The following is a 25837-nucleotide window of genomic DNA, read 5'->3' as shown; positions in this document are numbered from 1 at the left end:
CGTTATTTACCTTCTTTCATATAATTTAAAAGCATTTGAATTGCTTTTCCACGATGGCTGACTTCATTCTTTTGATCTTCACTCACATTCGCTAACGTGGTTTTAAATGGCGGATAATAGAAGATTGGATCGTATCCAAAGCCTTTTGCGCCTTCGATATGATCATAGATTTCTCCTTCTACAACACCTGTAAATACATTTTCATGTCCATCTGCATCGATATAGGCAATCGCACATACGAATTGTGCACCTTTATCCTGCGCATCTTTTACCTGATCAATGATATATTGATTCTTTACATCATAACTGGTATCTCTGCCTAAAAAACGTGCGGAGTAAATACCGGGTTCTCCATTCATCGCATTGACCGCAAGACCACTGTCATCTGCGATTACTTCGATATGTAACTTATCATAAATGGTTTTGGCCTTTATCAATGCATTTTCTTCAAAGGTGGTTCCATTTTCTTCAATATCTATTTCTTCATCTAAATCAAGCAGGCTTCTTACTTCATAGCCATATGGTTGTAACATACGTTTAAATTCTTCTACTTTATGCGCATTACTTGTCGCAATCATAATCTGTTTCATCGTTTCCACTCCTTTATTTCCAGCGTATCTTTATCAATTAAGTATTGTTTTGGATAGCTTTGTGAGGTATTGTACACTACGAGCTGATAACATATATGACCATTATCATATCCAAGATCTATGAGTCCATAACGAAACAGCTGGTCCTGATTTCCAATGCCTGCATCTACACAATGATACATCAATTCTTTCTTTTTTTCCAGTGATACATAAGATTTTATAAAGCGCTTTGGGCGCTGTTTATGGATAGCATAATATTCCATCAATAAGAGTGCATCCACCATCATTTCATCTTGATCTTTTAAAATATCTTTTACACAGGTAAACAATTGATATGGCTGATAAGGACGTGGCAATTTCGCATATGCTTTTCCTAATGCCATAAACATGGTGAAAGGACTTGTATACCAGCCTTGTTTCAATACTTGTGATAAAGTATAACGAAGCTTTCCACTGTTCCAGAATTTTTCAGTTGCATCGGCACAATGATGAATGGATTGTAATTCTTCTTCACTCAGCCAATTGGTTTTCTGGATATCATAAGGTGGTATGATAGAATACTGAAAGCCATATTCTTCCTGCTGGGATTTTAGTTTGGTACCTTTTAATAATTTTAAGATACCTAATTGTACTTCACTTGCCTGTAAAGCGAATAGTTCATCATAGGATTTATGAAAACATTCTAAATCTTCATAAGGAAGGCCGGCAATCAAATCTACATGCATTGTACAACCTGCTTTACGAAGGCGCTCTATGACTTCTTTCAAACGTTTATTGTTTTGTATCCTGCCAACAGATTCTAAGGTCTGTTGGTGGAAGGATTGTACACCGATTTCAAATCGAAAGCGTGTGTCATCGGCTTCTTCACAAAAGAAATCTAATAATTCTTCACTCAGTGTTTCTGCGACAATTTCAAATTGAAATATTTGATTTACGCAATATGTATTCATATATCTTGCGATAGCAAGGGCTCGTTTGGGATTACTGTTAAACGTACGATCTAATAACTTCACCTGTTTTACATCACTATCTTTGATTTTCTCCAACAGATGAAAAACATAATCATCAGAAAACATACGTACACAACGATCAGCACTGCTTAAGCAATAGGTACAGCCATAAGGACATCCTCTGCTTGTTTCAAGATATAAATAACGATCTTTCATATGGGATTGATCCATCTCCATAAAATAAGGATCATCAAAACTTTCCAGCCATGTTAAATCTACACGCTGATATTCTTTGTTGGGATATGCTTTGGTATACATGCCTTTTACTTCATAAGCAACTGGCTGTTTTAACATTTCAATATATTCCCAAATGCATTTTTCTCCTTCTCCAATACAAATGGCATCAACGCCTTCCTCTAATAAATCATAAGATTCATAGGTTACTTCAGGACCTCCAACAATCACGTGTATTTCAGGTTTTAATGCTTTGATGGTTTTAATCAATGCTTTATGAATTTCAATATTCCAGATATATGTGCTCAAACATAAGACATCAACGCCTTGTTCCATGATTTCTTTTGTGATACGTTTTACATCATCTTTGATGGTATATTCCTTGATGATAACATCTTCCTTACAGGGGGATGTGGTATACAACCAGCGGATAGCCAGGTTTTTATGTATATATTTGGCATTACAACTAGCAAGCATAATGTTCATTTATTTTCACCTTCTCGTTAGTATTTTACCAAATTTACGTAAAATATGCTATGATAATAGGCGGTGATTATTGATGGACTATAAAGATTTAATGGATTCTTTATTTTTTAATACAGATATTGTGTTGGAAGATATGCAAAAAGGATTGACCAACCACAATTATTTATTAGAGATGAACAATGAAAAACTGGTGTTGAGAGTGCCTGGCAGTGATGCAGATCAAATCGTGGAGCGACACCATGAAACGCTGGCGTTAGAAGCGATTAAAGATGCCGATATTGATGTAGAAACCATTTATTATGATGAAATCAGCGGTTATAAAGTAACCCGTTATATGGAAAACGCTTTGACATATGGAGAATGTCAGGATGAAAATAAGATTGAACAGGTCGCGGCTTTGATGAAGAAATTTCATGGCCTGCATAAACTGATTCATGAAGATTTTGACCCACTCAAACGTTTACACAACTATCAATCCCAGGTGCAGCATCCATGTGTGGATGTATCAGAATTTGCATGGATAGAAGATAGCATTTCTCATTTAAACAATCCAAAAGTATTGTGTCATAATGACTGGGTAGATGGTAATATGTTATTTTGTAATCATCGTGTATATTTGATTGACTATGAATATGCTGCTGATAATGATCCTTTATTTGATGTTATGAGCTTTTTAAGTGAAAATCAGATTACAGATGAAACTCTTCGTGAACGCTTCTATGCTGTTTATTTTGATGAAATGAATGATCAGATAAGAAAAGAATTAGATTTATGGGAGAACTTCCATAATTATCTTTGGTGTTATTGGGCAATGATGATGTATGAAAGCCGCCGTGAAGATGTATATAAAGATATTGCAATGGATAAATATCAGGCATTGATGCATAAGAATCAAGCATAAGAAAAGAACCACAACATATAAAGTGGTTCTTTTTTCGTTATCTTACACTGTCCTTTTCTTCTACACGATAGAACGGTTTCTTTTCTGGCAGCATTTTCTTTTCAATCATGGCAAATAAACACTGGCATACATATGATGTATAAGCTTCATAATCATATTGTAGTGATGTGATTGCCGGCGACATGACATTCGTAATGGAAGTACCACCAAAACATACCATAGATACATTTTGAGGAACAGAAATATGATATTCTTTTAGATATTTGTTTACCGGAATCGCCATTTCATCTGATTGCAGAATCAGCAGATCAATTTTTTCTTTAAATACATCTTTAATCTTTTCAAACAAGTCATCATAGGTACCATCGCTAATGACAGGAATAATATCAATTGGCTGTTTCAAAGCATGGTATGCATTGCGGATACCTTCTAAATGATCTTTCGTCAATTCTTCATCACTGCCAAGGTAGCGTATAATCAAATGCTGTTTATCCAACAGATATTTTGCCAGAAGATTTGCGGCATGCACTTCATCCATCGCTACATCATTGCCTTCCATATGACTGCGTAAGAATACATAAGGAATCGCAGTTGTGCGAAGCTGTTTCATGATAAATTCAGCACTGCTGCAGCTTTCAATCAGAATACCATTTACATTTTGTACAATAAAAGTTGTCAGGTACTGTTCTTCCAATTCTTCTTTTCCTTCTGTCATAACGATTTGAAGCATACATCCAGCTGCAGATAAAGTCTGTTGAAGATATTTCAGCATCGTTCTAGTACGATAATCACTTAAATCTTTTGTTAGAAGTGCTAATTTATAACCTTTTTTCTCAACGCTTTTCTTTGCTTTGGCTTTTGGTTTTTTCACTTCTTCTTTTTTGACTGGCTCTTTTTTCTCAGGTACACTAAATAATGTTTCTTCTTTTACGGATGCGCCTTTTGGCACATATCCCAATTCATCAATGGCCGCCTGAATTTTTTCTGCAATTTGTGGCTTTACGTTTTCCTGTTTCAAATAACGTGAAACCGTTGGTTTTGATACGCCCGCTTTCTCTGCAACATCTGCAATGGTAGGTTTTTTCATAACAAACATCCTCTCTTTGCCTTTGCTTTTTATTTTACCTTATTTTTCCTCAAATGAAAAGGCTTTTTTAAGCCTTACAGATAGTTTCTATAATATATGCGACTGCATATTCGTCATTTGTTTTGGTAACATAACTTGCGGCATCTTTGATTGCCTGTGTGGCATTGCCTACCGCAATGCTGTGTGGAAATAATTGCATCATGGAAAGATCGTTCATACTATCTCCAATAACCACCACTTCTTCAGGTTTGATGCCAATGCGTTTGATATATTGCATCAGAGTCGTACCTTTTTGTGCACTGACTTCCGTAATCTCAATATTTTCTGAAATAGAATCAGATAATGCCAGTTCTTTATGTTCACTCAGTTGTTTTTTTACCTTGCGTGCAACTTCCACATTCCCACCGAATGTTTCCATTTTATAAATGACAGGTTTCTCACTTAAATAAGCATCAATATCCTTGATTTCACGTTCATACTTACAAAAAGCATTCCGCTCCATCACATCTATGATTTCCGCTTCTTCTAGGCCATGTTGTTTCATATGTTCGATAAATTCACGTTTGGCTTTTTCTATATCTGGTGTACAAGTTCCTTCTTTTGTGTACATATTGTAGCACAAATCCTGTCCCTGCATGATTTCCATAACAACCCTGACATTTTCTAATTTCATTGGATTTTCAAATAAGACATTTCCCTTTTCATCAGCGATCATTGCGCCATTTACCAATAGATGATTACAGGTAATGCCATGTGGTTCAAATATGGAAACAACACTGTCATATGTTCTTCCAGTTGCACTCATAAAGGTGATTCCTTTTTCCTGTAACTGTTTAATTGCTTCTGCATTTTCTTTTGGAATGCTGTGGGTACCATCCAGCAAAGTACCATCCAAATCACATGCTACTAATTTGATCATTTTATCTACCTCTTTCTCCAGGGTATATTTTACCATTCAAATCACTGTATTCCAACACCAAATTTATGTTAAAATAAAAACAAGGAGTGATAATATGTTAGAGATAGGTACAAAGGCAATTGATTTTACCTTGCCAGATGAATTGGGAAATGAAGTTTCTTTACATGATTTTAAAGGAAAGAAAGTTGTAATTTATTTTTATCCAAAAGATAATACCCCGGGTTGTACAAAGGAAGCATGTGCTTTCAAAGCTGCTTATGATGGCTTTAAAAAAGAAGATGTTGTGGTTATTGGCATCAGTAAAGATACCCAGAAGGCTCATCAGAATTTCAAAAAGAAATATGAACTGCCTTTTATCTTATTAAGTGATGTAGACCACAAAGTCATTGAGGCTTATGATTGTTGGAAAGAAAAGAAATTATATGGAAAAACATATATGGGCATTACCAGAAGCACTTATGTGATTGATGAAGATGGCATGATTATTCAGACATATCCAAAAGCAAGTCCGGATAAAAATGCTGGTGAAATTTTAGCATTCTTAAATCAGTTATAAAGAAAACCAGCACTGCTGGTTTTTTTATGATAATTTCGTGGGTTTTCGATCAAATGGCTTTTTATCTAAAAAATAAATTGCTGTAATGCTGATACAGTTAAAAAGACTTAGTACATGACCGATTTTTGTGCCAAATACCTGAAATACAAATCCTAAAGTATTCAACAGCATTAACATAGTGGCAAGAAATAATAAAATCTTATCGGATGTCTTTATTCTGACGTTCATCAAAAATCCCCCTTTAACGTTGGTTATACCTTAATTGTAGTTGAAACCTACAAATAGGTCAACGGGTTAAAGAAATTTTGGAAATGACCCTCCATTTTTGTACAATAGAGGCGGTTACATTGCGTGATTACGACAATTGTGATGCATGTTGAAGATGAATGCCAATATGCCCGATACCTAAAATCGTGATAGAAAACAACATCCAGATTACCTGACCATGTATTCCTAACAAGAAAAAGGCAAGTACTGGAAGGGTTGCGCCAGCAAGTGGAATATGTAAAAAATCACTATAGAAATCGTGCAAAGATTGCTCACTTCTAAAATATTGCATCCAAAATCCTTCATATAACAACATACAAAGAAAAGCGATGATCAACCAGATATTTGCCTGCCATGTATCATGGATATTAAAATCTGAAAATATAAGTGCACATGTACATACCAGCACCTGCCCAATCCGCTCAAACAGCAATAATATTTTATTTTCTCCTGTAGGATCATATCCTTTTGGCTGATGCTTTGTCCATATAATATTTGGTATCATCAACATCATCAAAAATATAACACCAATATAAGAAAATCCTAAATGACCTGCCATATAATCCTTCTTTCTATTGTTTTAAGGATGCAATCTCTTGTATACAATATTGATTCTTTCCCTGATGTTTGGCTTTATATAATGCCTGATCACTTTGTTTATATAATTCTTCAAAAGTGATATTTCTTAAATGATGACCAAACACAACGCCACAGCTAAACGTGATATATTTTTTTTCATTTCTAAAAGCTTCCTGATAAAAACATCTAAGTTTTCCTTCTAATGCTTCTTTCGAGATATTAAAACAGAATACACAATATTCATCTCCACCGATTCTACCAACATAGGCATTATCTTTAAATACCTGTTTTAGATAATTACCAGTTTTCATAATGACTTTGTCGCCTTCTGGATGTCCAAACTGATCATTGATATTTTTAAAATCATCAATGTCAAATATCAATAAAGCACAAGTTTCCTGCTCCTGAATCTTTTGAAGATAAGCAGCCGTTTTTTCATTCATAACTCGCTTATTCAATAAGCCGGTTAATGGATCCAATTCTCCAAGTTTTTCCTTTGTGATGTCTTTCATAATGCCAATAACACGTTTTCTTTGTTCAGATAAAGGTGAAATAGATACTTTATACCATGCAAATTTTCCATTAGAATACATGACCTTTATAGTACATTCGTTATCATAAATACCTTTTCGTGTTTCTAAAAGCATCTTCTGCAGTTTTTCTAATGATTCATCATCCAGTTCTCCATTCATAAAAATCTGTTCCTTTAAATCATTTAAAGAGCTGGTGATTTGTTTGATTTTTGTGGTATAAAACTTTGTAATACCACCTGTTTGTAAATCATATTCAAAAAGGATATTATTGGTTTGCGCAAGAGCTACACGAAAGCGTTCTTCATTCATTTTTATATCTTCGGCCTGTTGTTGAATTTCCTTTTTTTGAAGTAATAATTCATTGGCATATTGTTTTTCTTTTTTTAAGTTATAATTCGTATAACTATATAATAAAATCAAGAATGCTGCCAGAATAATAAAGAATGGTGCACTGCTAATCATACTTCTTCCAGCGCTTTGTTCAATAAAGTTATTCATTAATTCTCCATAAAATCCAACATATAATCCCCAGCCAGTTTCCTTTATTGGTGCATAAGTCAGATAATTTCGAGAACCTTCCCACAAATATGATCCATATCCTGTTTTTCCATTCAATGCCTGTGCCTCTAAATCAGCAACCGTTTTAGATTCCTCATCCTGATTTTTAATTTCCTGTGCATTATATTTTGTCGTGATCCAGTCATAGTTTTCTTCACGTGCGGACGCAATATTTCTTCCATCTTTTCTTACGATATAAGCGGTGCCCTCTCCGGTATCAAATTGAATACTCTCTAACCAATGACTGATACAAAAGCCATCTAGACGCATGACCAGTAAAGATTTTATTTTTCCATTTTCCAAAAGAGGAGAAGCGATTGCAAACACATATTGTTGATCAGATGTAAAATCTGGTTCAATCACACTAGTATTTTTATTTTTAAATGCCTCAGTTAAATCTAATTCATTCTTCCAATTTATGATATTTCCTTTTGCATCCAGCATTGTACCATCGCTATTAGCCAAAACATAATCAATGCCATCTTCTGGTAATAACATATTAGATAACGCATCTGCTTGTTCCATTTGTGAACCATGTAAAAGGATATCATGGTGTTCTTTAATCTGGCCTTCAACATCCATTTTTAAATTTTTAATTTGTGATTCTACCTTCTCTACACCAAGATCACGGATCACGTGAATGGTTTCTAATGTTTGATTTACTGCTGCATCAAAAAATACCTTGTGATTAGTTTGAAATGTTAACAGGCATAAAACCAGAATGGAAACCGCCATTAATGCAGATATACTGATTGTGATAAACGACCTTCTTTTGTTCATGTCTAGCCACCCCATTTACACATGCATGCACAAAACATAAATATATACAGCTTTAGTATATCATGATTTAGAGCATGCGTGGAAATTTATGTTATAAAAAAGGCAAGATGTTTTGTATCTTGCCTTGATTTTATCTTAGTACATTCCACCCTGTGGCATAGGAGGCATTGGTGCTTCTTTTTCTTTGATAGCAGCAACACCAGCTTCTGTTGTTAAGAACAGAGCAGAAATACTTGCGGCATTCAATAATGCACTTCTTGTTACCTTTGTAGGGTCAATGATGCCTTCATCAAACATATTTACCCAAACGCCGTTCTTCGCATCAAATCCAACATTTTCTTCTGCATGTTTTTGAGCTTCTACGATTTCTTCAGCGTTATATCCTGCATTTTCAGCAATCTGTTCAATTGGTGCCAACAATGCATCAAATACCACTTTGATACCTTTTTGAACATCCACTGTTTCAGATTTCAATTCATCTTTTAATGCTTTATAAGCTTCCACAAGGGCTGCACCACCACCGATAACGATACCTTCAGCAACAGCAGCACGTGTTGCATTTAATGCATCTTCAATACGTAATTTCTTTTCTTTTAATTCAGATTCTGTTGTTGCGCCAACTTTGATGATTGCGACACCATCACTTAATTTACCAAGACGTTCTGCATAACGTTTCTTATCATATTCACTCTTGCAGTTTTCCATCTGTGCACTGATTTCATTGATACGTGCTTCGATTGCTGCTTTATCACCAGCACCACCAATCATAGTTGTATTATCTTTTGTGATAACTACTTTCTTCACAGTACCTAAATCTTCAATCTTCATTTCTTTTAAATCCATGCTTAAATCTTTAGAATAGAAGGTTGCATTTGTAAGTGTTGCGATATCTGCTAAGATATCCTTCTGGTTGTCACCAAAGCCTGGAGCTTTTGTAGCTACAACATTGAATGTACCACGTAATTTATTGACAACAAGAGTAGATACAACTTCATTTTCAATATCATCTGCGATGATCAATAATGGTTTGTTTGCCTGTAATACCTGTTCTAATAATGGCAGGATTTCCTGAACATTGCTGATTTTCTGATCAGTTACAAGGACAAATGCATTTTCAAGAACAGCTTCCATTTTTTCATGATCACTTACCATGTATGGAGAAACATATCCTTTGTCATACTGCATACCTTCACTGATTTCTAATTCTGTATCAAAACCATTAGATTCATCTACAGAGATTACACCGCTACGTCCAACCTTTTCCATTGCTTCTGCGATAATCTGACCGATTTCTTTGCTTCCACTAGAAATTGCCGCAACACTTGCGATATCATTACTTGTTTCTACTTTACGAGATTTATCAAGAATGTGTTTTGCCACTTCCTTGCTGGCATATTCAATACCTTCTCTCATTAGGACTGGATTTGCGCCTTTTTCAACCTGACGTAAACCGTTGCTGATCATGCTCTGGGCTAAAATAGTTGCAGTTGTTGTTCCATCACCTGCTGTATCATTGGTTTTGTTTGCTACTTCATAAACCAGTTTTGCACCCATATTTTCAAATTTATCTTCTAATTCAATTTCTTTTGCGATGCTGACACCATCATTGGTAATTAATGGAGAACCATATTCTTTTTCAAGTACGACATTACGTCCTTTAGGTCCTAATGTTACACGTACAGCATCAGCTAGTGTATTTACACCTTTTAACATTGCATCTCTTGCATCTTTTGAAAAACGAACTTCTTTTGCCATCTTTCCATTACCTCCTTGATTAAGCCATCACAGCTAAGATATCTTCATCTTCGATGATGATATATTCTACTTCATCTACTTTAACTTTTGTACCAGAATATTCTTTGTAAACAACGCGGTCATTTTCTTTGATATCCGCTTCACTGTCTGGTCCAACTGCTACTACGGTAGCAATGCTTGGCTGTGTCTTGTTTGGCTCAGTCAAGATAATTCCGCTTGCTGTTTTCTTTTCTACTTCTTCTTTCTTTAAAATGACGTTCTTGTGTAATGGTTTTAACATTTCAAAGTACCTCCTTCATCATTTTAGCACTCGCAGTTCATTACTGCTAACACCATATATTATACTCACTTTTAGCACTTATGCAATAGGATTGCTAAAATTTTTTGAAGAAATTTTAAAAGGATGGAAATAAACATAAAAATACGTTGTTAAGATATATTTACCTGTTGTTTCCTCAATATTTATAAAGAAATGAAACTAACATCTACAAGATATGAATATTATAAGTTACGCGTACAGCTTCTTAAATATGTATAAAATAGCGTTTTAATATTTCTTTTCCATCTTTTACTTCGTTTTCAAAAACTCCACCATTTGATATAATTGTATGAATGCTTGCCAAATTATCTTTCTTTGCCACAAGTAATACATCATGCATTGCAAACTGTCTGCATATTGCCAAAGCTTCCTTCAGCATCTTTTTGCCATAGCCTTTTCCTCTTTGATTTCTAGCGATACTATAACCGATATGTCCACCATATTGAAAAAGGTAGTCATTTAATTCTAAGCGGATATTGACCATTCCCAATAATTGATGCTCTTCCACAAATAAATATTGTCTGGCACATACCCTGCCTTTTGGTAGCGTCTGCTTTTGTTCATGACAATCGATCCATTTCTTCCAATCTTCATAATGCTCATAGTTTTGAAGATCACCACTTCCACAGATAACTGCTTCATCTAAATGCTCTAATCGATACTGCATGATAGCTTCTTTGTATTCTTCTTGTACATTTATTAGCATAGATTCTCCTCCTAATAAAAAAAGACAATCAGTGAAATAATCGCTGATTGTCTGCGTGATTAATGATGACATCCACCTTCACTGTGATCTCCACAGGTGTGTCCTTCTTCATGATGATGGTTACAGCTTCCACTTGGATCATCTTTCAATGTACCTGCTTTTAAGGCATCAATGATAACATCCACGTTTCCATTCGCTCCAGCAATCACCTGGATATTGTTTTGTGCCAAAGCATCTCTAGCACCCTGTCCAATACCTCCGCAGATCAGCGTATCTACATTTGCCTGCGCAAGTAAGGTGGCAAGAGCACCATGTCCACTTCCTCCACTTGATAATACTTCTTTGGATACGATTTCACCATTTTCCATATTCACTAATAAGAATGAAGGACACTTTCCAAAGTGCTGGAACACCATATTATTTTCCATTGTAATTGCATATCTCATTTTGTTCATCTCCCTATTTTGTATACATCTCATCTGTAAGTGTTAATTTAAACTGTTTCAAGAATGTTTCAATATCGGTTTTTACATCTGTTGCTTTTTTGATATGGATATTTTGACGTTCCCATGTTTTCACTGCGATTTCTGCATTTGGAATACCAAGTTTTTCAACTGTTGCGGCTTCTACCTGCGCTTTGATTTTATCACTGTCTTTAGGTGCTGTTTCATTTGCGAATTTTGCGGCTTCTTCGATATAGCTTGCGACTTTATCTTCACTGCCTTTTTTCACAAACAATGCTGCCTGTGGATATCCGCTGGATTCCAGATTGTTTTTTTCTTTGTATTCTTTCTGCAGATCTTTGATAATTTTTAACTCAATACCTTTTTCTTTTGCTTTCGCAATTGTAGCAGTCGCTGCAGGTTCTGCCATTAAGCCAACACTAGCTTTACCACTTAACAACTGTGCCTGTACATCATTCACGGAATTGAAGTATGTAGGTGTTGCTTTGATTGTGGATAAATCCATGCTTGCATTTAATACTTTCTGAGGTACTGCTTTTTCACCGAATACCGCGAATGTGCCTTCTTTATCTAAGGCATCATCACTTGTACCAACGATATACAGATTACCCCAAGTCACAACCTGGCTCAATGTATAATTGCTTTTCCCTTTATTCATCAAAGCTGCTCCCTGGTTGATTGGTGCTACAATGATATCATAGCTACCATCCTCCTTGGATAACTCTGCCGCAAGCGTGTCTGCACCATCTACTGTTTCCATGGTCACCTTGTCATTTCCATATAGGCCTAATAAAGAAAGACTTGGTGCTCCCATTGGTGTCAATACTTTGATTGGTTCTTCTTGCTTTGCTGTTGAGCATGCAGTAAGCGTTAAGGCTAATACTGCTGCCAGTGCTCCCTTGAATAATTTCATAAACGTTTCTCCTTCACTTCTGCACTCAACATAGTGATAAATTCATCAAGAGGCATTGTGATGGATTCTTTACTCATCGCTTTACGTATTGTTACACTTCGATTTTCGATTTCACCATCTCCAATGACCAACTGATAAGGTACCTTCTGCATCTGTGCTTCTCTTATACGATACCCCAATTTTTCATTTCTTGCATCTAATTTGCTTCTAAATCCTAAAGCATTCAGTTTTTCATTGATTTCTGATGCGAAATCTACATGTTTTTCATAGTGTACTGGTACGACCATAACCTGTGTTGGTGCTAACCAAGTTGGGAAGTGTCCTGCAAAGTGTTCAATCAGGATACCGATGAAACGCTCGATGGAACCAAAGATTACACGGTGTAACATAACAGGACGTGCCTTGCTGCCATCACTTTCTACATAAGATAAATCAAAACGTTCTGGTAAGTTCATATCCAACTGGATTGTTCCACACTGCCATTCTCTTCCTAAAGAGTCTTTGATATGGAAGTCTAGTTTAGGACCATAGAATGCACCATCGCCTGGATTGACTTTATATTCTTTACCTGCGTGAACACATGCATCCGCAAGTGCTTTTTCACTCTTTTCCCAAATTGCTAAATCTCCAATATATTTCTTTTCAGGACGAGTAGATAATTCAATACGATAGCTTAATCCAAATACGGAATATACACGGTCAATAAATTTGATCAATTCCATAACTTCGCTTTCAATCTGATCTGGACGCATAAAGATATGTGCATCATCCTGTGTAAATGTACGTACACGGAATAAACCATTTAATGCTCCACTTGCTTCATGACGGTGTACCTGTCCAAGTTCACCCATACGAAGTGGTAAATCTTTATAAGAATGTAATGCATTTTTAAATACTAATAAAGAACCTGGGCAGTTCATTGGTTTGATTGCGAATTCACGATCATCTACCATTGTTGTATACATGTTTTCTTTATAGTTTTCCCAATGTCCACTGACTTCCCATAATTCCTTACTCATCATGATTGGTGTTTTGATGAATTTATAGTTTTCTTTTGTATGTTCTTCATACCAGAAGCTTTCTAACAGATTACGGATAATCATACCATTTGGCAAGAAGAATGGCATACCAGGTGCATATTCACTCATCATGAACAAGCCTAATTCTCTACCAATCTTTTTGTGATCACGTTTTTTTGCTTCTTCCAACAGATTTAAATGTTCTTCTAATTCCTCTTTTGTTTCAAAGCATACACCATAGATTCTCTGTAACATCTTATTGTTGGCATCACCTTTCCAATAAGCGCCTGAGTGTTTTAACAGTTTAAAGTTCTTTAATTCTTTCACAGTATCTACGTGAGGTCCACGGCATAAGTCGATGAATTCTCCCTGCTGATAGCAAGTGATGTTTCCATCTTCTAAATCCTGAATCAAATCGATTTTATAAGGATCATCTTTAAACATTTCCAAAGCTTCTACCTTTGAGATTTCTTTACGTACGATACGTTTTCCATCTTTTGCGATTTTCTTCATTTCTTTTTCGATTTTAGGAAGATCCTCATCACGGATTACTTCATCTCCCAAATCAATATCGTAGTAGAATCCTTCACTGATGACTGGTCCTACCCAGAATTTTGCGTTTGGATATAAACGCTTAACGGCCTGTGCCATCATATGTGCACAGCTGTGATTCATTACACTTAATCTTTCATTTTCTTTAATGTCGATCATGTTCTTCATTCCTTTCTTACATTTATACATATAAAAAAGACTGCCATCAAAGGACGTCAGTCTTACACGCGGTACCACCTTTGTTCATATTTCAAATGAAATATGCCCTCTTACCTGTTAACGCTGGTTATATGCGGCACACCTTTTCAGGGGCAACTCCAAGGGAGTAAGTACAACATCTTTCAGAAAGCTTTCACCTGCCGCTTTCCTCTCTACATCAGAATATTTGTACCCATATCCTTTTCTTCGTTTTTGTTTTACTTTTATTTTATACAACTTTTTTTAAGATATGTCAATTCTTTCGCGTTTTTTCCTTCCTTTTTCCTCCAATTCCAGTATTTTGATTTCTATTTTACCATTCAGAATGCTAAAAAATAAGAAAAATTAACATTATATGAATTAAACATTCTATGAGTACTTGTGATAGAATAATCTCATGTAGATTTCATCAAAATATTGGTAACTGTGAAATTTACCAATATTCAGTATAATCGACATCATGAAAGAGGGTGTATTATGAGAAAGACTTATGGCTATGTTCGTGTATCGAGCCAGGATCAAAACGAAGCACGACAGTATCTGGAGTTGATTGAATTCGGGATTGAAGAAAAATACATCTATATGGATAAATTAAGCGGAAAAGATTTTAACCGTCCTTCCTATCATCAGCTGGTATATAAGAAAATAAAGCCGGGAGATCTGCTGGTCATCAAAAGTATTGATCGTCTTGGCAGAAATTATAATGAGATTCTAAATGAATGGAAATACATCACAAAGGAAAAAAATGTAGATATTAAAATTCTGGATATGCCATTATTAGACACAGATCAAAGTAAGGACTTAATTGGAACTTTAATAGGGGATATTGTTTTACAGCTGTTGTCGTTTGTTGCGGAAAATGAACGCATCAATATACGACAGCGACAGGCAGAAGGCATTCGTGCCGCAAAGATACGCGGTGTTCATTTTGGAAGGCCAAAAATTGACTTTCCAGAGGACTTTGGAGAAATCATCTATTTATGGAAAAAAGGTGAGCTGCAAAGTAAAGAGGCCATCGCATTATCAGGATTTAAGTATTCAACTTTTTATAAGAAAGTAAAAGAGTATAAAGAAATCATGCATAAAGCATAAAAGGTAGGAAAAACTCCTACCTTTTCTACAGCTTACCAGCTTCCACCACTGCCGCCGCCAAAACCGCCGCCGGAGAAGCCTCCACCGCCAAATCCACCAGAAGAGAAGCTTCCACCTCCACTTCCAGATTTCGCAGGTGGGATATAACAGACTGCTTTTGAAATATCACGCATACAATAATGGAAATGATTCCACCACAACATACTCATAAAGACATCTCCCTGATTGCCTATATACCAGCCAGGGTTTGGCAAGCCGATGTTTTCAAATTTTTTCACCCATACATCACTGATTCCAAGTACATACGCATAAGGCAGTACTTTAAAAAACGCATATGGATCATCCTTTGCCAACGCTTCAATTCGATCTTTTTCACAGCTTTCAATAAACTCTTTTAACCCAAGAATCTGTCCCAGCCATGCATTGCCTTTCTTACTGCGTTTATCCATGAAAACCATAATGACCAATAGTCCAAGTGTCACAAGGGTTGTCAATAAGATTACATACCAGCTTGTTTCCAGCTGCATTTGTAAAATCACACCGGCACCAATACAGATACCGTTACATATTAATAAAACGATCATCAGGATAAAGAAAGTAGAACGTTTCATCGCATAACGTTTTCTGATGAATAAAATCCATGGAATGATTGTGATTAATAAAATCAATGATGGTATCATAAATGGTAAAGAAAGTGATATTGCATCATATTTGGCATATGCCCCCGCAAAGGATGCGATTGCCTGTGGCAACACAACAATAAACAACATCACACATTGTAATACCAAAGAGGCTTTCATATATACCTGATTCTCTTTTTTAAAATGATTTTGAATCTGTATTTTTGTTTCATTCATCGCTTTACTCATTTTCTCCGTTTTTAAATCATCTTCTTTTACGATATAATCCTTAGAGAAGATTGCAGAAAACAGCGTTCGCTCATAATCATTAGCTTCTATGCCAAGTTCTTTACGTTTCTCAAGCTGGAAGCCTTCATTTTCATCATGAATCAAAATATTCCCATTGTTTGCCCACTTCAAAATCAAAGATACCGCATCACGATCATCTACGATATGATCGATTACATAGCCCACACCTGCACTATCTAAATCTTTTGGTGGATCAAATTCCACTGTCACAATGACTTCATCATCTTTACCAAAACGAATAAATAAAATCAGACTGCCAAGCAGGATGATCAGAGTAATACCAATCACATACGTATCATAGTTTTTATCTTTTGTAAAAGTAAAATAATCTTTTGGCACATTAACCATAATGGTTGCCTGCTCTTGTGAAAACAACATTTTTGTATTGTGTCCACTGATGACATTGCCATCTACTTTTACACTTAATTTATTGTTATTTTGACCATAGCGCCCTGTAGAAACATATATGTTTTCACTATCAAATGCTTTTGGCATGGTAATACGATAGGTAAAGTCCTTTATGGTTGTGTCAAAACTTCCTATCAAATTCCAGTACAGCATCTGTATGCCATCAAGATCTAGATCTTTTGTTTGTACACGATAAGAAAGACGATAAGACTGTTTTCCTATGACTTCTTCATCTTCATCGCCTAAACGTATGGAAATCCCATCATAGTTCTTTTCTACCTTATATGGTCCATCACATTCTATATGACTAATAGGAAAGTAATAGGACTTCTTTTCTTTTACGCCATCTACATTCCAATCCATATCATATACGGTTGGAATGTTACGATAAAAGCCATGACGTCTTTGCAGGAACTTTAAATCATAGGTTTCAGTGATATCAATACTGCCATTTTCATGTACGACCATTTCTATGTTTGCCTTTTCAATATCGAATGCTTCCTTTGCGGACAGCGGTGTCAGTGACATCATGCAGCAAACCATGATCATGATCCATAAACTTATCTTTTTCATAGTCCCTCCTTTGAAAAAAGGAATCGTATGCACAATATGGTAAACGATTCCTTCAGATTGTTTAAAACTGTACGTTTACATTTTCTCTTTGTGATGCGTCATTTACCTCATACATTGGTTTCTTTGTGAAATGGAAGATACCGGCTAATATATTGGTAGGAAACATCATGACAAGGTTATTAAACTTCAGACATACAGCATTGTAGTATTTACGTGCATTCGCAATATCATCCTCAATTGACTTTAAATCAGCCTGTAAAGACATGAAGTTTTCATTAGCTTTTAATTGTGGATATTGTTCACTGATTGCAAATAATGATCCAATCATGCTTTGGAATTTTTGTTCACACTTGATTTTTTCATCCATTGATGTGGCATTCATTGCACTGCTTCTTGCTGCAATTACCTTTTCCAATGTTTGAGATTCATGTTTGGCATAACCTTTAATTGTTTCTACCAGGTTAGGGATCAAATCATAACGTTTCTTCAAGAATACATCCATAGTAGAGAATGCTTCTTCTACTTTATTCCCCATTTTGATAAATTTGTTGTAACTGCTGATCAGCCAGATGACTGCAATTACCAATACGATTCCTATAACAATCAACGCAATTTGCATATATATTCTCCTCTCTTGTTTTTTTGATTATACCATTTATGAAAACAGTACGCAATATTTCTTGTAATTATGGAAATTTATATCATCAGATTGCTGTTTTCTTACAATTTTATATGCAATATCCAAAAAAAGACTAACGCATATACGTTAGTCTAAAATACAAAGTTTCCATTCTCAAAGACAGTTACCTTTATGCCATCTTCTTTGATACCGATGACTTTCATATCTTCATTACCAAACATGAAGTCCACATGCGTTAATGACTGATTGACATCTGCTGCCAGTAATTCTTCTTCACTCATATCTGTTCCATGTTCAATATTGCCTGGATAAGCACTTCCAAGTGCCAGATGGCAGCTTGCATTTTCATCAAATAAAGTGTTATAGAATAAAATACCGCTTTGTGAGATTGGTGATTCATAAGGAACAAGTGCTACTTCACCTAGACGATTGCTGCCTTCATCAAAATGAACAAGGCTTGCTAGAGCATCTTTTCCCTCTTTTGCATCAAAATCTTTTACGACACCATCTTCAAATGTCAGCCAGAAATCTTTTACCAGTGTACCATTATAATCTAAAGGTTTACTAGCAACAACTTTACCATATACCCCACTGCGTGATGGTGTGGTAAAGATTTCTTCGGTTGGCATATTAGGATTAAATGGAATATTTGTTTCAATTGTAACATCATTTCCACCAGCCCAGATATGACCTTTCACAAGCCCTACATGTAAATCTGTACCTAAAGAATTTGTGAAATGCAGTTCTTTGAAATTGTGATCATTTAAAATCTTCACACGTTTTTGGAAACTTTCATTTAATTCTGTCCATTCTTCGATTGGATCATTATCCTCACGAACGTGTACACAGGATAAAATGCGTTCCCATAATTCTTCTACAGCTGCATCCACATCTTCAAATTCAGGGAATACAAGGGCTGCCCATTCAGGATTTGGTACTGCGACAATGCTCCATTGTGCCTTATTGGCATTGGTATATGCGCGTACTTCTTTACTTGCTGAAGCCATTGCCATACGACGTTTACTGATTTTATCAGCTGGCACATCTTTCATAATGCCTGGAATATCACTGATGATATGCAGGATGCATCCACCTTCTTTAAAATAATCCAGCTTACTATCTACCTGCCATGCATGAACATTGCTTAATGTTTCTTCACTTTGGTGTATATAATCTTCTCTGATATTATAATCATCTACATAGGTTACAATTACCTGTTTTGCGCCATGTGCATAAGCTGCTTTTACACATGCACGTGCCATATCTACTGCATCAATGCTTGCGTTGATCATCAGTGTCTGATCTTTTTGAAGATTGACACCCTTTACGATAGCAAGCTCTGCATATTTCTCTAATCTTTTTTGGTCAATCATATGTTCTCCTTGTCAACATAAGATCTAGGCAGCATCGCTGCACCAACAATACCTGGTTCTTCCAACTGTGCTTCTTTGAATTCTACTGTCTGCATACCTTTATGAATCATTGTACGATAGTAAGCTTCCATCTTATCGAAGAATACATCTTTACCCTTCATAACGCCTCCACCAACAACGAATACATATGGGTCAACAACATGTGCGATAGCTGAGAACATAACCGCTAAATCATAAGCAACTTCATCACAAAGTTTCAATGCTTTTTCATTACCTTCTCTTGCTAAATCAAAAACATCACCTGCATGTCTGATCTTGTCATCGCCAAAGATTGCTTTTCCTTTTCTTGTGATTGCAGTTCCACTAGCTTCATTTTCTACTGCGCCTACATTTAAGTAATTTACTTTTTCACGGTTACGGTCAATGATGATATTTGCTACTTCACCTGCGTGACCATTTTTACCAGCAACTACACGCTGATTTACAACCAATGTGCCACCAATACCAGTAGAGATGGTTACATAATATACTACAGGCAGACCTTTTCCGGCACCAAGCATAGCTTCACCCATACCAGCAACATTTACATCATTGTCAACGAATGTTGGCATATGGAAATGATCACTGATTGTTTTTGCGATTGGGAAGCCTTCAAATCCTGGAAGGTTGGTAGCTAAAACCATTTTTCCTTCAATGGTATTCACTGGTCCTGGAACACCCATACCGATTCCTTCACAATCAGCATAGCCATCAATTTTTTCAATCATAGAAATGATTTTATTAATCACATGCTCTGTTCCTTGTGCAACTTCTGTAGGTTCTTTTACAATCTGTAAAATATTACCTTCTTCATCAACTTTTGCTACACGGACATTTGTACCACCTAGGTCTACTCCAATATACGTTTTCATAAAAAAAACTCCTCCTTTAAAATCAATGTATATCAATATTTTACCACTTTTATGTGTATTTTCCCACTTAATATGAACGATTTTAGAAAAATAAAACAAGATATCACAAACGTTTTTGTTTTCCCACCATAATCATACAGAAAATGCTATGATTGATAGACAAAATCAACAGTAAACTGACGGTTTCCATCAATTGGATGCTCCCATGATGGAACGATTTGATAACTGCTTATGGTATCCGGACATTCTTCTGCTTCTTTTTTCGCATAGCTTTCCGCTTCTTCATAAGTCATAAATACCTGTCCACTGTTTCCAATATATTGTGTATTGCTCATGACGACAACTTCTTCTTTTGGAACCGTTACTTCTTCTTTTACCACTGTTTTTTCTTCTTGTTTTGTTTTTGTCTTTTCTTCTTTTTTATCTTCTTTCTTATCTTCTTTTTTTACTTCTTCTTTTGGCTGCTCCTGTTTCTGTTCCACTTTTTCTTCTTTTTTTTCACTAGCCGCAATCCGCTCTTCCAACTCGGCTGGGGTTATTTCTTTTGGTTTGATTTCTTCTACAGGTCCTTCTCGATCAAGACGTGGTGTTAAACTGTTCCTTGTTTCTCCCAAGGTATCCAGAAAAGCATAGCCAGGCTTTTTTTCCTGTACTTCCGGTTTCAGATAGGTAATCCCTGCAAAAAGGATAATCGCAACTGCAACCATTGTAAATAAATGATCTGATAGCTTTTTCTTCATTGTCCATCCTCATTTCTCTTTTCAAGTAGTTTATCATTTCTTATAGCTACTGTCTAGATATTAAAAAAAATTTGGATATCCGCATATAAAAGTGTTCAATTCTGACAAAAAAAGCATAGCGTTTCTGCTATGCTTTCATAAAATCTGTTTTGATTATTTTACTTCAATGATCTTCATTGTGTTTGTAGCACCGCATCCTACAGGATATCCAGCAACGATGATGATAGTTTCACCAACTTTGATTCCCATATCTTTTGCGATGGCACGAGCCAATTCACATTCATTGTTCTGGTTGTTTGTTACTTCAGAAAGAACAGTTGTAACACCCCAGTTTGCAGCTAATGAACGCTGTGTCTTTTCATCAAAAGTAACAGCGATGATTGGTGCTTCTGGACGGAATTTAGAGATTCTTCTTGCAGTTGTTCCACTCTGTGTAAATGCGATAACAGCAGCAACATCAAGTGCCATTGCAGTATCCGCTACAGAGATAGCGATTGCATCATTCTTTGTTCTTTGGCTAGTCTTGATTGCATTCTTTAAACGTACTGCATAAGGAATTTCTGGTTCCATAGCTTTTGCAATCTTATCCATTGTCTGAACAGCTTCTACTGGATATAAACCAGCTGCTGATTCACCAGATAACATGATTGCATCTGTTCCATCAAGGATTGCATTCGCAACATCACTTGCTTCTGCACGTGTAGGTCTAGGGTTGCCCTGCATACTTTCCAACATGTGAGTTGCAGTTACAACTGGTTTACCTAATGCATTTGCAGTCTTGATAATCTTCTTCTGATAAATAGGAACTAATTCAAGAGATACGTCAACTCCCAAGTCACCACGTGCAACCATAACACCATCAGCAACTTCAAGGATTTCTTCCAAATTATCGAAACCTTCTTGGTTTTCAATCTTTGGAATAATCTGAATATCTTCTCTTCCTTCTTCTTTTAAAATCTGACGGATAGCTAATACATCATCTTTTCTTCTTGTGAAAGATGCAGCGATGTAATCAACACCCATTTTACAACCGAAACGGATATCTGCATCATCTTTTTCTGAGATGAATGGCATACTTAATTTAACGCCTGGCAGGTTACATCCTTTTTTGCTCTTTAATGTATGAGGATTTTCAATACGGCATGTTAATTCACCGTCTTTTTTATCGATTACTGTTAAACGGCATTTACCATCATCAATCAGGATAGTTCCATCAACCTGTAAATCGTCAAAGATTTCTGGACACTGGATGTGGAATTTTTCGTGTGTTCCTTCGATTTTTTCACGAACGATTTTTACGATTTCACCTTTTTCATAAGTTTCTGATCCATTAGCGAAGTCACCTAAACGTACTTCTGGGCCTTTTGTATCAAGTAAAATCGCAACACTTTTTCCTGTTTCTTTTACAACTTCACGAATCGTTTTAATACGATTTCCATGTTCTTCATAATCTCCATGAGAGAAGTTTAAACGGATGATGTTCATTCCGTTGTTTACCAGCTTGGTCATCATTTCTTTGCTTTCAGAAGCTGGACCAATGGTACAGATGATTTTTGTTTTTCTTTTTTGCAGCATAAATTCAATTTCCTTTCCTAATTACCTACGTGTTTGTAATTTTTTTTGTTTCTGATTAAACCAGTCTTTCAAATAAGTTAAGCAGTCGTTTACGTGACTCTCTAGGCATACTTAATGCTTCTTCAATAGGAACTGATATAATCTGGTTGTCTTTGATGCTTACACATTGTCCACCAATGCCCTGCATCAATAAATCAACAGCTTTTTCACCCATGCGGCTTGCCAATACTCGATCACTTGGTGTCGGTGATCCACCACGCTGTACGTGGCCTAATACCGTGGCTCTACCAGAGAATCCAGTATTCAGACTAACCTTTTTCGCAAACTGGTGTACGTCTGTGATTTTTTCAGAAATTACCACAATTGCATGACGTTTCTTTTTGATCAAATCAAAATCACGCAATCTCTCCAGCACTTCGCCTTCCTCAAAGCCAGTGGAAGAAGTAATAACGATTTCAGCACCACAGGCAATGCCTGCCCATATTGCCAAATCACCACAACGGTTTCCCATTACTTCTACAATAGAACAGCGGTGATGCGAACTGGAGGTATCTCTCAGTTTATCGACAGCTTCTACGATAGTCGTAAGTGCAGTATCAAAACCGATTGTAAAATCAGTACATGTGATATCATTGTCGATCGTGCCAGGCAGACCGATACAGTTGATGCCCATTTCCGTTAAGGCCAGTGCACCACGATAAGATCCGTCTCCACCAATTACAACAACTGCCTCGATTCCACGTTTCTTCAGCTGGGATACAGCTTTTTTACGAACTTCAATATCCTTGAACTCCGGCAAACGTGCAGATCCTAATATAGTCCCGCCACGGTCAATGATTTCACCAACGGAGGCCTTCGTCAAAGGTTCTATATAGCCTTCTACCATTCCCTTGTATCCATCATAGATACCGAAAACTTCAATTCCACTATTTAATGCAACCCTTGTGACGGCACGAATGGCAGCATTCATTCCCGGTGCATCTCCACCAGATGTCAGAATACCAATACGCTTTACCATAATAATTCCTCCATTCACTTCTTTATAATACCATTTTCTTACAATTTTGACTAGCATTTCTTTACGTTTTACGTGTATTTATTTACGATTTATGTACAAGTTAGAATCTTCGCGTTTCTCCTTTGACGAATATTTCATCTGATAACGCTTTAATTCTTTCCATTAATCGCTCTGCGGCAATCGGCTCGGATGATTTGTTCGTTGTCACACGCAGACGTTCTTTTAAATCCTTCATAGAATAATTACTTGTAAAGATGGTTTTCTTTTTTGCCTGCATTCTGGCTTCCAATATCGTTAATAAGATATCATCACGACTCCAGCTGGTGATACTTTCTCCACCGATATCATCTAATACTAGAACATCTATGCGTTTTAACATATTTAATTTTCGTTCCATGCCTTCTGGATCTTGAAACATCAGTTTTAAATCTGAAATAAGCTTTGGCACATGGACAAATGCACATGGCACATTTCTTCTTGTATAGAAATTGGTCATACCAGCTGCAAGATAAGTTTTTCCCACACCTGGTTTTCCCCATAAGTATACCCCTTTGTCATTTGTTTCATCCATCAGATTCTGGGTAATCGACATGACGACTGCTTTGTAATCCGCACTTTCTTTTTTTAAATCCAGACGTGCAATATTCACAAGCAGCATTTCTTCATTCATATCTGCCTGGCGATAGTATTTTTTATGAGCAAACTGTTCTTCTCTTTGTATTACATATGCACAATGTGTTAAGCGATTTTGTAAGAAACCATCTACATACAAATCAAGATAAGCACCTTTTTGTGGCTGACGACAAAACATCAGTCCTTCACAATGCTCACATTTTTCTTTGACCTTTACCCAGTCAGAGAATTTACCACTGTGTTCTTCCACAAAGTGTTCATCTAATTGTTGCTTTTTCAGCCATTCTTTTACGTAAGGATGAGCCAGCAGCTTTTCTACCAGCTGTTTCTTTTTTACTTTTTGTTCTTCGCTTAATTCATAATGAAAACTGATTTTATCCATGCTGCTCACCTTCCAGTTCTTTCAACATTTTTTCTAATGCTTCCTCATCCACTTGTTGATTGCTTTGTACACTGTCCTGATCATGATACCATGCAGGCAGCTGTTTCTTTTCGACATTTGGTTTCGGTTTTCCTTTTTGCTTTTCTTCTTCTATCTGCGCCAATGCTTTTTCTTTGGTATCTATACCTAAGCGCACCCATACACCAGCTACTTTTTCTACATAGTTTCTGGTAAAACGCTGATTGGTGGTTTCTAATACATATTCTATCAATACATTCACAACTTCTGGTTTCATCTTGAAATCTGTAATCAAATTCTCAATCAAAAACTTGTCAGCATGACTAACTTTTACACCGCGTTGTTTCTTTTGTAAGAAAATAACTGGTGGTAGTCCATAAGGATCTTGTTGCTTTTCTTCATAGACAGGTTTGGCATTTCGGCATTTTTTCTTTAACGCTTCCAAATTTAACCGCCCCTTTTTTAAATCGATACATTGGGAAACCAGCTTGCGCATTTCCATTTCTGATATGCCATGAATGGTCGCAAGCTCCCCTATGGCATGGAGATTTTCTCCACTTCTTGCTTTTAAAGGGAATATCATTGTAGAATATCCAGTTAAGAACCGATCAAAATTAAAGCTGAGTGGGATATCGTTTTGGGTTAAGATATCCTGCTTTGGTTTCATCTTTTTAAACAGTTCTTCTTGACTATCCTCCCAATCTTCTTTTAATACGTTTTCAAAAGGAATCGTAATTTCCTGATAGCCTTTTTTATCCTCGATAGCTGGGGCAAAACAGAGTTTATTGAATTCATAGACCTGTTTCCCCATTTCTTTCATATATAGTCTACCAAATACTTCATGACGCAAAAATTCACTGCCTTTTTTAGGCATGAACACCTGATAGATATAAGCATTATGTAAGGCGTCATAATAGGTTTTCATTAACAGATACTGTTCTAGAATGCGTCTGTTTTTTTCTATGACCTCCATGCTTAAGCCAGTGATATTGGCAATTAACAAATGGTTTTTTATTTTCGCATGGCGGGTGCCGATGGCAAGCAGGGTCTGATACAGAGTAACTGCATCCTGTTTGATAAGGGGGGCATACAGCATGGTAAATGATGCAAGTGTTTCATTGCTGATTTCCCCACAGATTTCTATTTTGCATTTATCTTCCTTCATCAGCATCCAAACCA

At 36.2% G+C, this 25837-nt stretch carries 25 protein-coding genes and 1 other annotated feature; of the genes, 3 read left to right on the top strand and 22 right to left on the bottom strand.

All coding sequences use genetic code 11. The features are described from left to right. Positions 1-2 precede the first annotated feature (2 nt). Positions 3-590, bottom strand: a complete 588-nt coding sequence (gene rdgB, locus DW761_RS11320) for an RdgB/HAM1 family non-canonical purine NTP pyrophosphatase (protein ID WP_117452400.1) — start codon at positions 588-590, stop codon at positions 3-5. After that, the gene (locus tag DW761_RS11315; RefSeq protein ID WP_117518192.1) at positions 587-2260 is read right to left on the bottom strand and encodes a B12-binding domain-containing radical SAM protein; all 1674 of its coding nucleotides are present in this window, start codon (positions 2258-2260) and stop codon (positions 587-589) included. Before DW761_RS11315 ends, rdgB begins: the two co-directional genes overlap by 4 nt. Before the next feature lie 73 nt (positions 2261-2333). On the opposite strand from DW761_RS11315, the gene DW761_RS11310 reads away from it, so the two are divergent. Further along, positions 2334-3161, top strand: a complete 828-nt coding sequence (locus DW761_RS11310; protein WP_117518190.1) for a phosphotransferase — start codon at positions 2334-2336, stop codon at positions 3159-3161. Positions 3162-3198: 37 nt separating this feature from the next. Here the strand turns inward: DW761_RS11310 and DW761_RS11305 are convergent, their stop codons facing one another. Continuing rightward, entirely contained in the window at positions 3199-4248 is a 1050-nt protein-coding gene (locus DW761_RS11305; RefSeq protein WP_117518188.1) for a LacI family DNA-binding transcriptional regulator, read from the bottom strand. Positions 4249-4315: 67 nt separating this feature from the next. Continuing rightward, the gene (locus DW761_RS11300) at positions 4316-5167 is read right to left on the bottom strand and encodes an HAD family hydrolase (protein ID WP_158553796.1); all 852 of its coding nucleotides are present in this window, start codon (positions 5165-5167) and stop codon (positions 4316-4318) included. A 94-nt stretch (positions 5168-5261) separates the two neighbouring features. Here DW761_RS11300 and bcp point away from each other — a divergent pair, with 94 nt between their 5' ends. Beyond that, complete coding sequence (gene bcp, locus DW761_RS11295; protein WP_117452405.1) at positions 5262-5723, top strand: thioredoxin-dependent thiol peroxidase; 462 nt, start codon at positions 5262-5264, stop codon at positions 5721-5723. Positions 5724-5747: 24 nt separating this feature from the next. Here the strand turns inward: bcp and DW761_RS11290 are convergent, their stop codons facing one another. The 9 genes from DW761_RS11290 to thrS form a co-directional block, all read right to left on the bottom strand. Beyond that, on the bottom strand, positions 5748-5951 hold the full coding sequence (locus tag DW761_RS11290) for a hypothetical protein (RefSeq protein WP_117518184.1): 204 nt from the start codon (positions 5949-5951) through the stop codon (positions 5748-5750). A 127-nt stretch (positions 5952-6078) separates the two neighbouring features. Beyond that, positions 6079-6549 (bottom strand): hypothetical protein, encoded by a 471-nt coding sequence (locus tag DW761_RS11285; RefSeq protein WP_117518182.1) that lies wholly within the window; start codon positions 6547-6549, stop codon positions 6079-6081. Between the two features lie 13 nt (positions 6550-6562). Next, the gene (locus DW761_RS11280; RefSeq protein ID WP_158553795.1) at positions 6563-8440 is read right to left on the bottom strand and encodes a diguanylate cyclase domain-containing protein; all 1878 of its coding nucleotides are present in this window, start codon (positions 8438-8440) and stop codon (positions 6563-6565) included. A 135-nt stretch (positions 8441-8575) separates the two neighbouring features. After that, positions 8576-10195, bottom strand: coding sequence for a chaperonin GroEL (gene groL / locus DW761_RS11275; RefSeq protein WP_117518178.1), 1620 nt, complete (start codon positions 10193-10195; stop codon positions 8576-8578). 19 nt (positions 10196-10214) lie between these two features. Next, a complete protein-coding gene (locus DW761_RS11270) occupies positions 10215-10475 on the bottom strand; it encodes a GroES family chaperonin (RefSeq protein WP_117452410.1) in 261 nt (86 codons plus the stop codon). A gap of 244 nt (positions 10476-10719) precedes the next feature. After that, positions 10720-11220, bottom strand: coding sequence for a GNAT family N-acetyltransferase (locus DW761_RS11265; protein ID WP_158553794.1), 501 nt, complete (start codon positions 11218-11220; stop codon positions 10720-10722). 59 nt (positions 11221-11279) lie between these two features. Further along, a complete protein-coding gene (locus DW761_RS11260) occupies positions 11280-11666 on the bottom strand; it encodes a NifB/NifX family molybdenum-iron cluster-binding protein (protein WP_117452412.1) in 387 nt (128 codons plus the stop codon). 13 nt (positions 11667-11679) lie between these two features. Then, complete coding sequence (locus DW761_RS11255) at positions 11680-12597, bottom strand: hypothetical protein (RefSeq protein WP_117452413.1); 918 nt, start codon at positions 12595-12597, stop codon at positions 11680-11682. Continuing rightward, positions 12594-14327 (bottom strand): threonine--tRNA ligase, encoded by a 1734-nt coding sequence (gene thrS / locus DW761_RS11250; RefSeq protein ID WP_233513088.1) that lies wholly within the window; start codon positions 14325-14327, stop codon positions 12594-12596. Before thrS ends, DW761_RS11255 begins: the two co-directional genes overlap by 4 nt. Before the next feature lie 46 nt (positions 14328-14373). Further along, positions 14374-14583, bottom strand: a binding site (T-box leader). A 260-nt stretch (positions 14584-14843) separates the two neighbouring features. Between thrS and DW761_RS11245 the strand changes: the two genes are divergently transcribed. Further along, the gene (locus DW761_RS11245) at positions 14844-15458 is read left to right on the top strand and encodes a recombinase family protein (protein ID WP_117518174.1); all 615 of its coding nucleotides are present in this window, start codon (positions 14844-14846) and stop codon (positions 15456-15458) included. 32 nt (positions 15459-15490) lie between these two features. Here the strand turns inward: DW761_RS11245 and DW761_RS11240 are convergent, their stop codons facing one another. The 9 genes from DW761_RS11240 to DW761_RS11195 all read right to left on the bottom strand — a co-directional run bounded on the left by DW761_RS11240 (position 15491) and on the right by DW761_RS11195 (position 25829). Then, positions 15491-17368: a DUF2207 family protein gene (locus DW761_RS11240; protein ID WP_117518172.1), complete on the bottom strand. Its 1878-nt coding sequence runs from the start codon at positions 17366-17368 to the stop codon at positions 15491-15493. 61 nt (positions 17369-17429) lie between these two features. Further along, complete coding sequence (locus DW761_RS11235) at positions 17430-17987, bottom strand: LemA family protein (RefSeq protein WP_187426201.1); 558 nt, start codon at positions 17985-17987, stop codon at positions 17430-17432. Between the two features lie 152 nt (positions 17988-18139). After that, positions 18140-19381 (bottom strand): aminopeptidase, encoded by a 1242-nt coding sequence (locus DW761_RS11230; RefSeq protein ID WP_117518170.1) that lies wholly within the window; start codon positions 19379-19381, stop codon positions 18140-18142. Further along, the gene (locus DW761_RS11225; protein ID WP_117518168.1) at positions 19378-20292 is read right to left on the bottom strand and encodes an ROK family protein; all 915 of its coding nucleotides are present in this window, start codon (positions 20290-20292) and stop codon (positions 19378-19380) included. Before DW761_RS11225 ends, DW761_RS11230 begins: the two co-directional genes overlap by 4 nt. Before the next feature lie 146 nt (positions 20293-20438). Further along, positions 20439-21032, bottom strand: coding sequence for a hypothetical protein (locus tag DW761_RS21025; RefSeq protein WP_158553793.1), 594 nt, complete (start codon positions 21030-21032; stop codon positions 20439-20441). A 153-nt stretch (positions 21033-21185) separates the two neighbouring features. Continuing rightward, positions 21186-22607 carry a pyruvate kinase gene (pyk, locus tag DW761_RS11210; protein ID WP_117452420.1) on the bottom strand — a complete coding sequence of 474 codons (1422 nt, stop codon included), beginning with the start codon at positions 22605-22607 and terminating at the stop codon, positions 21186-21188. 55 nt (positions 22608-22662) lie between these two features. Beyond that, positions 22663-23625, bottom strand: coding sequence for a 6-phosphofructokinase (gene pfkA, locus DW761_RS11205; protein ID WP_117452421.1), 963 nt, complete (start codon positions 23623-23625; stop codon positions 22663-22665). A gap of 100 nt (positions 23626-23725) precedes the next feature. Then, a complete protein-coding gene (locus tag DW761_RS11200) occupies positions 23726-24640 on the bottom strand; it encodes an ATP-binding protein (RefSeq protein ID WP_117518162.1) in 915 nt (304 codons plus the stop codon). Further along, on the bottom strand, positions 24633-25829 hold the full coding sequence (locus DW761_RS11195; RefSeq protein WP_117518160.1) for a DnaD domain protein: 1197 nt from the start codon (positions 25827-25829) through the stop codon (positions 24633-24635). The genes DW761_RS11200 and DW761_RS11195 overlap by 8 nt, the downstream gene beginning before the upstream one ends. Positions 25830-25837: the final 8 nt, after the last annotated feature.

The sequence above is a fragment of the Absiella sp. AM29-15 genome (assembly GCF_003434225.1).
Taxonomy (GTDB): Bacteria; Bacillota_I; Bacilli_A; order Erysipelotrichales; family Erysipelotrichaceae; genus Hoskinsella; species Hoskinsella hominis.
This window is presented reverse-complemented; position numbering and strand designations above follow the sequence as displayed.